At 36.9% G+C, this 12,909-nt stretch carries 11 protein-coding genes; 7 read left to right on the forward strand and 4 right to left on the reverse strand.

The window, feature by feature from the left end:
- Positions 1 to 40: 40 nt before the first annotated feature.
- Positions 41 to 550: a hypothetical protein gene (locus tag RTX21_RS16630; RefSeq protein WP_312769430.1), complete on the forward strand. Its 510-nt coding sequence runs from the start codon at positions 41 to 43 to the stop codon at positions 548 to 550.
- Between the two features lie 186 nt (positions 551 to 736).
- Here RTX21_RS16630 and RTX21_RS16635 read toward each other — a convergent pair whose 3' ends face one another.
- Positions 737 to 1,306 (reverse strand): Crp/Fnr family transcriptional regulator, encoded by a 570-nt coding sequence (locus tag RTX21_RS16635; RefSeq protein ID WP_312769431.1) that lies wholly within the window; start codon positions 1,304 to 1,306, stop codon positions 737 to 739.
- 6 nt (positions 1,307 to 1,312) lie between these two features.
- On the reverse strand, positions 1,313 to 2,077 hold the full coding sequence (gene surE / locus RTX21_RS16640; protein ID WP_312769432.1) for a 5'/3'-nucleotidase SurE: 765 nt from the start codon (positions 2,075 to 2,077) through the stop codon (positions 1,313 to 1,315).
- Between the two features lie 172 nt (positions 2,078 to 2,249).
- Between surE and RTX21_RS16645 the strand changes: the two genes are divergently transcribed.
- The gene (locus RTX21_RS16645; protein WP_312769433.1) at positions 2,250 to 4,370 is read left to right on the forward strand and encodes a carboxy terminal-processing peptidase; all 2,121 of its coding nucleotides are present in this window, start codon (positions 2,250 to 2,252) and stop codon (positions 4,368 to 4,370) included.
- A gap of 56 nt (positions 4,371 to 4,426) precedes the next feature.
- Here the strand turns inward: RTX21_RS16645 and htpG are convergent, their stop codons facing one another.
- A complete protein-coding gene (gene htpG / locus RTX21_RS16650) occupies positions 4,427 to 6,316 on the reverse strand; it encodes a molecular chaperone HtpG (RefSeq protein WP_312769434.1) in 1,890 nt (629 codons plus the stop codon).
- A gap of 391 nt (positions 6,317 to 6,707) precedes the next feature.
- Here htpG and scpA point away from each other — a divergent pair, with 391 nt between their 5' ends.
- From scpA to RTX21_RS16675, 5 genes are all read left to right on the forward strand, one after another.
- Positions 6,708 to 8,831, forward strand: coding sequence for a methylmalonyl-CoA mutase (gene scpA / locus RTX21_RS16655; protein WP_312769436.1), 2,124 nt, complete (start codon positions 6,708 to 6,710; stop codon positions 8,829 to 8,831).
- On the forward strand, positions 8,832 to 9,344 hold the full coding sequence (locus tag RTX21_RS16660) for a hypothetical protein (protein ID WP_312769439.1): 513 nt from the start codon (positions 8,832 to 8,834) through the stop codon (positions 9,342 to 9,344).
- A 494-nt stretch (positions 9,345 to 9,838) separates the two neighbouring features.
- Entirely contained in the window at positions 9,839 to 11,230 is a 1,392-nt protein-coding gene (locus RTX21_RS16665) for an RtcB family protein (protein ID WP_312769440.1), read from the forward strand.
- A gap of 97 nt (positions 11,231 to 11,327) precedes the next feature.
- Positions 11,328 to 12,026: a peptide chain release factor H gene (prfH, locus tag RTX21_RS16670; RefSeq protein WP_312769442.1), complete on the forward strand. Its 699-nt coding sequence runs from the start codon at positions 11,328 to 11,330 to the stop codon at positions 12,024 to 12,026.
- Positions 12,013 to 12,552, forward strand: a complete 540-nt coding sequence (locus RTX21_RS16675) for a hypothetical protein (RefSeq protein ID WP_312769443.1) — start codon at positions 12,013 to 12,015, stop codon at positions 12,550 to 12,552. The genes prfH and RTX21_RS16675 overlap by 14 nt, the downstream gene beginning before the upstream one ends.
- Before the next feature lie 27 nt (positions 12,553 to 12,579).
- Here RTX21_RS16675 and RTX21_RS16680 read toward each other — a convergent pair whose 3' ends face one another.
- Entirely contained in the window at positions 12,580 to 12,870 is a 291-nt protein-coding gene (locus tag RTX21_RS16680) for a cytochrome c (protein ID WP_312769445.1), read from the reverse strand.
- Positions 12,871 to 12,909: the final 39 nt, after the last annotated feature.

The raw sequence follows: 12,909 nt of genomic DNA on the forward strand, positions 1-12,909 counted from the left end.
GGCATAAAATTTCATTCTAAAATCATACAAATCAAATACTATGAAATCAATACTATTTTCATTAAGTCTGCTTGTCAGCTCATTTGCTTTTGCACAAGCGAATAATGATGTTGAAGAATCTTTGAATATCGATATTCCAATGGCGGATGCTTCTACAAGTTCTGTGACTTACAGTGTAAGAGGAATTTATCAAATAAAAGACGAGTCTTGTAATCCTTCTCAGTTCAAAAGTTTGAGATATCCTGGTGGAACAGATAAATATATCAAAGAATTAAAAGAGAAACTTCAACAAAACGTCAATTGGAACACCTACTCTATCAATGGATTGTTCTTTGTAAAACTTGACATCAATAAAGACGGAATTTTGTCTAAAGTTGAAGCCGGACCAAAAGTTGCGAACAGCGAACCTTTCCTCAAAGATTTGAAAGACGCCGCAACAAAGGTTGGGAAAACCTGGATTCCTGCAAAATGTAATGGAAATCCTATAGATTCTAAAGCCATTCTGAAAATCGATTTTTCATCAATGACTTATGACAATGCTTTTAATTGATATAAAAACAGAAACCGCTAAATTAATTTAGCGGTTTTTTTATTTATTAGTTTCTACCCTTCTATCATTGCTAAAAAAAGCATTCAGATTTCTCTAAACGCCTTTCTTCCCTCATTCGGATTTTTTAATCAGAATTGATTTTAGGCAAAAGTATGTTTAATTTAGTTCAAATAAAATGAACCATGGTTAATAAATTCGTTTTCTGATTCGGCTAAGTGCCTGTGGTGTAATGCCCATATAAGAAGCAATATGTTTCAACGGAATTTTTTGAAAGAGGTCTGGCTGCTCTCTCAAAAGTGAAAGGTATCTTTCCTCAGCTGTTTCACTTAAGAAAGAAAATTCTCTGTTGAGTTTTTCTACATAAAGCGCTTCAACCGTCAGTCTACCAACCAGATTGCCAATAGCCTGAGTTTTGTAGATTTCCTGCAAATCATCGTAATGGATTTGCCAGATTACCATATCTGTTAACGCCTCTATATCGCATCTGGAAGGCGTTCTTTGAGTAAAAGAATCATAAGCCGTAAGGAATTGATTTTGAAACACAAACCTTATCGTCAATTCTTTATTTTCCTTCATAAAGAAAAGCCTTGCTGCTCCATTTTCTACAAAAGAGAGGTAGTTATCCACCTCTCCTTTATTAAGAATCACATCTTTTTTTTTGTATTCTTTCCTAAAGTTTTTCTCTACGAAAGGTCTCCAGTTTTGTTCGGTAAGCGGAATGCCTTTAGAAAGCAAATATTGTCTGATAAACTCCATTCATTTTTATTTATAAATTGAATTGAGTTCGTTCATATATTCATAAGCTGTCAAATCAAATTTTATAGGTACGATGCTGATATAACCATTTGTCAAAGCTGTTTCGTCTGCATCCTCAGACTCATCCATATTGTTGAAATAGCCTGTCAACCAGTAATATTTTCTTCCGTGCGGATTGGTTCTTTCATCAAAACTTTCTTCCCATTTGGCATTGGCTTGCTTACAAACTTTGATGCCTTTGATTTCTTCCTTGTTTAATTTCGGAATATTAACATTCAGGACAACACCTTTAGGCATTGGGTTTTCCAAAGTTTTCAGAATAATATCTTTGATAAAATCTTCAGCCTGGTCAAAATCGGCTTCCCACTTCAAATCGGAAAGTGAAAATCCGATGGCTTGCAAACCTTCTACTCCAGCTTCCACCGCCGCAGACATCGTTCCTGAATAAATAACATTAATGGAAGAATTCGCGCCGTGATTGATTCCCGAAACTACCAAATCTGGTTTTCTTGGAAGAATTTTATCTAAAGCCATTTTCACGCAATCTACAGGCGTACCGGAACACGAAAAATCTTTCTGAGGTCCATCCAGATTCAGTTCTTCGAAGCTTAAAGTTGAGTTGATAGTGATGGCGTGACCTTTTCCACTTTGAGGAGAATTGGGTGCTACGACAATAACGTCTCCAATTTGGTTGACTATGCTAATTAATTTTCTGATGCCCGGCGCAGTAATTCCGTCGTCATTGGTTACCAGAATCAATGGTTTACTCATAAATTTTCTTTAATTTTTTTCGCTTTTTGCGATATTTTCATAATTCTTTCAAAAATAACCAATTTATAATACTTTAATTAAAATAAGGTGTTAAATTTGGTTTCGTTTTTGAATATCTTCGTAACATTCAAAACGAAAAAAATACTAATCCAAGTACAGATTTAAAAATTATATGTTCAAAAAAATCAAGTTCAAGAAACTGCTGATGTTTGCGCCCCTGATGACGCTGATGTTCTGTTTCAACTCCCCACAAAATGATGACGAAAAAATGCAGACCATAATGGTAAGCGTGAAAAATACACTTTCCTATCTTCATTACAGTCCAAAACCGATCAACGATGCTTATTCCCAAGATGTTTATGAGAAATATTTTGAAGGTGTAGATGCTTCAAAAAGATATTTTCTGCAGTCTGATATGGACGAATTCAAAAAGCATTATACCAAACTCGACGATTATCTCAACCAGGGAAATCTCGTTTTCTATAAACTGACAATTGACAGACTTTATCAAAGAGTCGACGAAATCGATAAAATGACCCAGGATATTCTTTCCAAACCAATCAATCTGGAGGAAAATGATGAATTGATCCTTGAGCCAAAGAAAAGAACCAATCCTGTTGATGCCAAACAACAGCGTGAAGAATGGAAAAAATACATTAAGTATAACATTCTTCAGGAAATTGAAACGATGAACAGCAAGGAAGAAGCTCAGAAAAAGAAGAAAGATTCTGTGGTAAACAACAAACTTCCGGACACGATAAAATATGCGCCACTTTCTATGGAAAAGAAACGTGAGAAGGCTACTGCTGAAGTGAAAGATTTGATTACAGATTCTTTCAGAAGATTCAAAAAGAGAAAGAAAATGGACTGGTTCACTGTTTATATGAATGCTTATACCGAAGTTTTTGACCCGCACACCAATTATTTCTCACCGAAAAACAAAGAGGAATTTGATATGCAATTCACTGGAAAAGTGATTGGCATTGGTGCTTTGATTCAGGAAAAGAAAGGCTATTTATATCTTGGTGAATTGACAATCGGTGCACCGGCGTGGAAATCAAAACAATTGACGGCTGGCGACAAAATCCTGAAAGTAAAATCTAAACCAAATGAAGAACCTGTGAACGTTGTCGGGATGTTGTCTGACGAAGCTGTAAGACTGATTCGTGGGGAAAAAGGAACGCCTGTAACTTTAACTGTTGAGAAAAAAGATAAAACCATCAAAGAAGTAACGATGATTCGTGAAGAAGTGGCAATCGAAGACACATTTGCGAGAAGTATTGTGGTGAATTCCAAGAATGGAAAAAAATACGGATTCATTTATCTTCCAAGTTTCAATGTGGATTTTGAAGACCCGAAAGGCCGAAATGCTTCTGATGATATCAAAAATGAATTGATTAAACTTAAGAAAGAAAATATAGAAGGAATAATCCTTGATTTGAGAAGCAACGGCGGCGGTTCTTTGACCGAAGTTGGCGATATTATGGGATTGTTTATGAACGCTGGCCCTTATGTTCAGGTAAAAGATAGCAGAGGAAAAATTCAGGTTCTTAGTAATAAATCGAATGAGCCAATCTGGACTGGTCCGTTGGTGGTGATGCAAAACGAATTGTCTGCGTCAGCTTCTGAAATTTTGGCGGGCGCTTTCCAGGATTATGGCAGAGCAGCAATAATCGGTTCGCCAAGTTCTTTTGGGAAAGGAACGGTTCAGACTTTTGTGGAATTGAATAGATTCCTGAACACGAATGACGATTTCGGAGCTTTGAAACTGACGATTCAAAAATTCTATAGAGTTTCCGGAGAATCGACTCAAAGAAAAGGTGTGGAATCTGACCTTAAAATGAAAGATTTCTTCTCTTATGCAGAAGTTGGAGAGCGTTTTGACCAATTCGCTTTGCCTTGGGACAAAATCGAAACTACTTCTTACAAGAAATTGACAGGACTTAATGTTCCTCAATTGCAAGCGGAATTAGACAAACAATTGCTGGATAACAACAATTATAAAATGTTGCAGGAATCTGCAGAATGGAAAGAAGCTTTGGACAAAGAAGAAACAATCACGTTGAATCAAACCAAATTCAATGAATTGATGAAAGCACGCAAAGCACAAATCAACAAGTTCAAAGGTTTGGATAAATTCAATAACGGATTGAAATTTACCCTTCATACAGACGAAGCGGAAAGAATCAAAAAAGACGAAGCGTTTGCCAAGAAAACAGAAAACTGGAGAAAAAATCTTGAAAGAGATTTTTATCTGGAAGAAACGGTGGATGTGCTTTCGAAAATCAAATAACAAAAAAGCGGAACTCAAATTTAGTTCCGCTTTTTTATGCTTAATGAAATACTTTATTACTTCAAACTCTCAAAACTACGTTTGATAAAATCCGTTAGTTCTTTTCCTTTTAAAAGATTCTGAGACAATTTTGCCAAATCCAAAGCCTGATTAATCATCGCATTTTTCTCTTCAGCATTATTTTTTTTCAGCAATTCTCCAGCGAAATCAGAATTAGAATTTACCACCAAATTATACATCTCTGGGAAACCGCCCATTGCGAACATTCCGCCACCGCCGGTTGCCTGCATATCCTTCATTCTTCGGAAAAACTCCGGCTGAGTCAAAGTAAACGGTGCATCTGTAGAATCCAAATCCTCTAACTGAACCGTAAACTTATTGTCATTGATAGATTCCTCAATTTCTTTCTTCAAAGTTTCCTTATCCGTATCATTTAGTTTAGAAATCTTAGGCTCATCTTTTTTAATCAAATTATTGATGTGGTCTGCATCAACCCTCGCAAAAGAAACATTCTCTTTCGAAGCTTCCAATTTCTGAATCAAATGCGGAACAATCGGAGAATCCAACAATAGAACCTCATAACCTTTTTCTTTCGCAGATTGGATGTAGCTGTGCTGTTCATTGGCATTGTTAGCATAAAGAATCACCGTTTTTCCGTCTTTATCAGTCTGAGTTGGTTTGATTTTCTCAATCAATTCATTCCAAAGATAATAGATTCCGTCAGTCGTTGGATAAAGCGCAAACTTGTCAGATTTTTCATAGAATTTATCCTCCGAAATCATTCCATATTCGATAACGATTTTGATATCATTCCATTTTTTATCATAATCTTCACGGTTATCATTGATCAATGAAACCATTTTATCCGCCACTTTTTTCGTAATATAAGAAGAGATTTTTTTCACAGCGCCGTCAGCCTGCAAATACGAACGCGAAACATTCAACGGAATATCCGGTGAATCAATAACTCCACGAAGCAACATCAGGAAGTCCGGAACAATTCCTTTCACCTCATCCGTAACAAACACCTGATTTTGATATAATTGGATTTTATCTTTCTCAATATTCAGGTTGTTACCTAATTTTGGAAAGAACAAAACGCCTGTCAAATTGAACGGATAATCCACGTTCAAATGAATATGAAACAACGGGTCTTCAAACTGCATCGGATACAATTCTCTGTAGAAATTATTGTAATCTTCATCTTTCAGTTCAGAAGGAGATTTCGTCCAAGCCGGATTCGTGTTATTGATGATATTATCAACCTCAATTGTTTCTGGTTTTGCATCCTCAGCTGAACCTTCTGGTAAAGGCAAAGTCTCAGTTTTTGTTCCGAATTTAATCGCAACTTGATTGAACTTATTATACTTTGTCAGCAATTCACGAATTTTAGATTCCTCTAAAAACTCCGTCGAATCTTCAGCAATATGAAGTAAGATTTCCGTTCCTCTATCAGATTTTTCCGTTTCTTCAAGCGTATATTCCGGACTTCCGTCGCACACCCAACGAACCGCTTTTGCATCTTCTTTATATGATTTCGTGAAAATTTCCACTTTCTCCGCCACCATAAATGCCGAATAAAATCCAAGACCAAAATGGCCGATAATTCCAGCATCTTTCGCAGAATCCTTATATTTTTCAAGAAATTCCTCTGCACCGGAAAAAGCAACCTGGTTGATGTATTTTTCAACTTCCTCACCTGTCATCCCGAGACCTTGGTCTTTGATAGCCAGAGTTTTAGCCTCTTTATCAATCTTAACTTCGATAATTGGATTGCCATAATCCACTTTTGCTTCCCCAATTATCGTCAGATGCTTCAACTTCGTCGTCGCATCCGTCGCGTTAGAAATCAACTCACGCAGAAAAATCTCATGGTCGCTGTAAAGAAACTTTTTAATCAGCGGAAAAATATTCTCCACCGACACATTAATACTTCCTGTTGCCATATTTATATTATTTTTTATTTTATATTTTGAAAGTCAAATCTCAAAAAAAAGACCATCTAAAAAAAGAATGACAAATTGTCGCTTGGAATAAAAAACTCTAATTCCAAAAAAGTCTTCGACTCCGCTCAGACTGACATCGCTGAAAATGAAACCATAGTATTAGACTTGTCACACTGAGCGGAGTCGAAGTGTCATCAGCCTTCTTCCTTTGATGAGTTTTATGCCTTTGTGCACTTAAAAATATTTTCAATAATGGAAATAATTCTTTGCGTCCTTTGCGTTTAAAAGAATACATACAAATGAATTTTTGAGCACAAAAACTTTTGTTCCTTTTGTGGTCCACTACATTTTCAAAATTCCTTACATTTACTTTCATCAAGAAAAAGGAAAAATGCGCCACAAAATAAAAAACCAAAACCCTGATTTTCAAAACATTGAATCCAATTCGAATTTAGAAAATTATTCGTTTGAAAAAGATGGTTTGGAACTTAAATCGAAATACATTGCAGAAGACGTCAAAAACAAAAGCATTTTGAATGGTTCCGCAGGCATCGCACCTTTTCTGCGAGGTCCATATTCCACGATGTATGTTCAGAAACCCTGGACCATCCGTCAATATGCCGGATTTTCCACAGCCGAAGAATCCAATGCTTTTTACAGAAGAAATCTCCAAGCTGGACAAAAAGGACTTTCCGTAGCTTTCGATTTGGCAACACACCGAGGTTACGATTCCGACCACCCAAGAGTCATTGGCGACGTTGGAAAAGCAGGCGTTGCGATTGATTCTGTTGAAGATATGAAGATTTTGTTTGACCAAATTCCACTCAACGAAATCTCAGTTTCGATGACGATGAACGGCGCAGTTCTCCCGATTTTGTCTTTCTATATTGTGTCCGCAGAAGAACAAGGCGTTTCGATGGATAAATTGTCAGGGACGATTCAAAATGACATCCTGAAAGAATTTATGGTTCGGAATACTTACATCTATCCGCCAACACCATCAATGAAAATCATCGCCGACATTTTCGAATATACGTCTAAAAATATCCCGAAATTCAACTCGATTTCGATTTCAGGCTATCATATGCAGGAAGCCGGCGCAACACCGGTTTTGGAAATGGCTTATACATTAGCCGACGGTCTGGAATATGTCAGAACAGGAATCAAAGCCGGAATGAACGTCGATGATTTTGCGCCAAGATTATCCTTTTTCTGGGCCATCGGAATGAATCACTTTATGGAAATCGCCAAGATGCGTGCTGCACGATATATTTGGGCCAATCTTTTGACACAGTTCAATCCTCAGAATCAAAAATCATTAGCCTTAAGAACACATTCCCAAACATCCGGATGGTCTTTAACAGAACAAGAACCTTTTAATAATATCACAAGAACTGCCATTGAAGCATTGTCTTCGGCTTTAGGCGGAACGCAGTCTTTACATACGAACGCTTTAGACGAAGCTATTGCTTTACCGACAGATTATTCCGCAAAAATTGCCAGAAATACCCAAATCATTCTTCAACAAGAAAGCGGAATTTGCGACGTTGTCGACCCAATGGGCGGAAGTCATTTAGTTGAATCATTAACCCAGCAGATGATTGACGAAGCGATGAAATACATCGATGAGGTGGAAAAAGAAGGCGGAATGACAAAAGCCATTGAAGCCGGAATCCCGAAAATGAGAATTGAGGAAGCTGCTGCGAGAAAACAAGCAAAAATCGATAGTGGAGAAGAGTTCATCATTGGTGTTAATTCCTTCAAATCCAATCTAAAACAAACAGACATCGACATTCTCGATATTGATAATACAGAAGTCCGCAGAAAACAAATCGAAAGATTAAACTCCATAAAAACAAATCGTAACGCAGAATCTGTCGAAGAAATTTTAAACAAAATCCGAGAAACCGCCAAAACAGGAAACGGAAACCTTCTTGAACTTTGCATAGAAGCAGCAAGAAGAAGAGTAACTTTGGGAGAAATGAGCGATGCAATGGAAGAAAGCTTCGGACGTTACAAAGCTAATATCAGAACTATATCAGGAGTTTACGCTATGAATGCAGGAAAAAATGAATATTTCGAAAAAGCAGTTTCCTTAAGTCAGAAATTTGAAGATGCAGAAGGAAGACGACCAAGAATTATGGTGGCAAAAATGGGACAAGACGGTCACGACCGAGGCGCGAAAGTCGTTGCGACAGCCTTCGCCGATATGGGATTTGATGTCGATGTTGCACCGTTATTTCAAACTCCGGAAGAGGTTGCGAAACAAGCGGTGGAAAATGACATTCATATTTTGGGCGTTTCCTCTTTGGCCGCAGGTCACAAAACTTTGGTTCCGCAAGTTGTTGAAGAATTGAAAAAATTGGGAGCGGATGATATTACCATCGTCGTTGGAGGTGTAATTCCGAAACAAGATTACGAGTTCCTTTATAAGAATGGTGCGGATTTTATTTTTGGTCCTGGAACCAATTTACCGAAGTGTGCTGTGGATATTTTGGAGAAATTTTTAGCTTAAATGAATATTCTACACGAAAAATCAAATCTTACAAGACTAGCTCAGTCACACAAAGGATTCGAACCTTTCAATTATGACTTTTCTGTAGATTGGGCTATCGAACTTCTTGAAAAAGGAATAGCAACTGAGAATATTCAAATTCTTGCATCATTTCCCAAACCTACAGATGCTTGGGAGATAAAATCATACGTTCATAAAGTTTTAAAAGAATTTGACCTCGAAGAATTTGAAGATGAAGAGGCAATTCAAAATATGTGTTATTATTACATATTGTCCATCATCAATGAAGAAGGAAATTTAAAATCTCATCTCGAAAAACTATCATACTTCTGTATTAAATCAGATTATGAATCAAGTATTTTTCCATTTTATCTATTAAAATTTTCTTGGGAAGATTTACAAGATTTGGGTACAAGTTATCATTATGACGGAGTTACGCTTCAAAACTTTAATACTGTTGTTAGAAAAGAAGCGAAAATATGGATGGAAAATTTTGAAAAAAAATCGCAATAAATTTGCCAATTCAAAAAAAATAATATCTTTGCATCTGAAAATCAAGTTCAACCAATAAAAAAACAACGAAGCAATGTTCAAATATAATCTACATACATCAGTAGGATTGCCTTTTGCAAAGGCGAGGCTTCGTGGTTTGGTACACTCATAGAATAACAGTATATTGAAATATCAAAACCCGAAGTCGTAAGATTTTCGGGTTTTTTATTGCGCAATATTTCAAACTCAAAACAGTTTCCCCGAAATCTTTTTTTAGGAGCTATTTCCCGCTTTCCGTTGCAATCTTTTTTGCCAGACGTTTTGTCAGGCTGAGGCTCTCGAAGCCCAAGCAAAAAAGGATTTCCACTGCAATCGGGGCTAGGGATTTCGTCTCCAAATCAACATTTGTCATAAAAACATTGTGACAAAAAATAATTCAACTAAAATATTTGTTGAAAAAAAATCCGATGCAAGATTATCAATCATCTTTCATCATTTATCAATTATATAAAACAATGGGAAATTTAAAACTTAAAGGAAAAGATATATTAAAATTAGGGTATCCAAATAATCAGAGCGTCAACATCGCTTTGGAAGTTATGAAAAGAAACTTCGCAACCAAAAATATTCATTATGTAAAATCTCTTTTAAAGGAAATCCAGCAAAATCCGGAGAACTTCGAAAAAGATTTAACCTTCGGACAAATCGCAGAAGCTTTGCTTTCATCGAAGAAGACCGAAAAAAGAATGCTCAATACCAACAGAGCAAATTTCAATATTTTTGGTAATAACATTTCAGATGAAGCAAAAAACCAACTGTATACCGCTTTGAAACTGCCGATTGCAATGCAGGGAGCTTTAATGCCCGATGCACACAGCGGTTACGGACTTCCAATCGGTGGAGTTCTGGCCGTAGAAAATGCCGTAATTCCTTATGGAGTAGGGATGGATATCGGTTGCAGAATGTCGCTCAGTATTTTGGATACGCCAATTTCATATCTCGACGGAGCAAGAGACAAATATGAAAAAGCTCTTGCCGAACACACGAAATTCGGAATGTACGAAACGCACAAATCCCACATCGAACACGAAATTTTCGACAGAGGTACGTTCGATTTGATTCCAATATTGAGAAGATTAAAAGGAAAGGCCATCAAACAAATGGGAAGTTCCGGCGGTGGAAATCACTTTGTAGAATTCGGGGAAGTGGAAATTACGGAAGAAGATGAGCAAATCAGTCTTCCAAAAGGGAAATATCTCGGAATCCTTTCACACAGCGGTTCGCGTGGATTGGGAGCGGAAATCGCTCAATATTATTCGAGAGTTGCGACAGTACAATGTCCGTTGCCAAAAGAAGCACAAAATTTTGCCTGGCTGGATTTGAACACACATCTCGGATTAGAATATTGGACAGCAATGAACCTCGCAGGAGATTACGCTTCCGCCTGTCACGACGATATTCACAGAAGATTGGTAAAAGCGGTCGGCGGAAGAGTAAAAGCCAGAATCGAAAACCATCACAACTTTGCGTGGAAAGAAATCCACAACGGAAAAGAAGTGATTGTTCATCGAAAAGGTGCAACTCTGGCCAATGAAAAAGAATTGGGAATGATTCCCGGTTCGATGACGGCAAAAGGTTTTATCGTTCGTGGAAAAGGAAATCCGGATTCGCTGAACTCAGCTTCACACGGAGCTGGACGGGAATTTTCAAGAGGAGAATGCAGAAACCGCTTCACTCAAAATGACATCAAGAAAGAATTAAAACTCAAAAATGTCACATTAATGGGCGGAAATGCCGAAGAAGCACCGATGGCGTACAAAGACATCAATGAAGTGATGAACGCTCAAAGGGATTTGGTGGACATTCTAGGAACTTTTCAACCGAGAATTGTGCGGATGGATAAATAAACTTTACAGTTTGTCATTCTGAACGGAGTGAATAATCTCAAAAGTTCAATAGAGATTCCTCCCTCGTCGGAATGACAAATATAAATTAAGAAAAACAATGGACAAAATAATACAAATAACCTCGGGAAGAGGACCTTTGGAATGTCAATGGGTAGTTGCCAAAGTTCTGAAGGTCTTGCTTGAGGAAGCAAAACAAAACAAAATCGATTACGAAATCATACACCGTGAAAGTGGCGATGAAAATCTGACTTTGAAATCTGCGACTTTAATTTTAAAAGGAAAAGAAACCAATGAATTTCTAAAAAACTGGCTCGGAAGTATTCTTTGGATTGGGAAAAGTACTTTTAGAAAATTTCACAAAAGGAGCAACTGGTTTGTTGGGATTTTCGAACTGGAAGGTTTGGAGAAAATTGAGTTTAATGAGAAAGATATTCAGTTTCAGACGACGAGAAGTCAGGGAAGTGGCGGACAAAATGTGAATAAAGTAGAAACCGCAGTTCGTGCAACGTATCTAAAAACCGGACAAAGCGTATTCGTGCAGGATTCCCGTTCGCAATTGGAGAATAAGAAACTTTCGATCATCAGATTAAAGGAAAAAGTGATGGAATTCCACATTCAGCAATTGGAAAAACAAATGCAGGAAACCTGGAACAATCATTTGAATGTTCAAAGAGGAAATCCTGTCAGAACATTTTCGGGAACCGATTTTAAAAAGAATCATCAGAAAAAATCTTTCAAAAAAGAAAGAAACAAACTGAAAAACGAATTAAAAAACCACAAAAATGACCTTAACTAAAAGTAAATATTATTTCGAAGCGCTGGATAATTATCCTTACAATTTGCCTGATTGTCTGGAAGCATTGAATTACGCACTTTCTTACGACCCGGAAGATGCGGATTCGCTTTGTTTGATGGGAAGAATCTATAGCGAAATGCTCATCGATTATGAAAAAGCAAAACTCTATTTCGAGGAAGCGATGCAATGTGACGTTACAAACCTCAACACGCCAAGATATTACATCAAATGTCTTTTAGATAATGAGGATTTGGACGAAGCAGAAAAACTCATCGAGTATTCTTTGAAAATAAAAGGAATCGATAAATGCAGAATTTTAATCCAGAAATCTTATCTGTTCGAGATAAAAACGGATTTCAAAAAGGCATTGGAAACTTTGAAAGAAGCTAAAAGTTTTGCTTACGACCAATCGATGGTTGATTTTTTGAAGAGTAAAGAAAAATTCATCAAAGAGAAAATTCCGAAAAACTCGAAAACAAAAACCAAAAGTAAAGGTAAAAGCAACAAGAAAAAGGAAACCAATTAATAGTTTCCTTTTGTTTTAATTTCAATATTATTTCTTTGCATTAACCGTTACGTAAGCCAAAACCCAATTGGTTTCATCCGGATTGAGTTTTGCTTTCGGAGCCATTCTAGCAATGATTTTATTCCATTGTTCCGGAGTATGGTCAGAAGCTTCCGGAAGTCCGTGGCATTTGCCACAATTGGCATCGAAAACCGTTTTTCCTTTGGTCACATATTCTGCGCTTGTGTTGATAGAAGCTGTTGAGGTCGCCACTGTTTTTGTTGTACATGAGTAGATAATTGCGCCTACAAAACATAAGGCATATATTGTTTTTTTCATATTTTTGAATTTTATTCTTATCAAAAATAGAAAATATAA

The sequence above is a fragment of the Epilithonimonas sp. genome (assembly GCF_032054305.1).
Classification (GTDB): Bacteria; Bacteroidota; Bacteroidia; order Flavobacteriales; family Weeksellaceae; genus Epilithonimonas.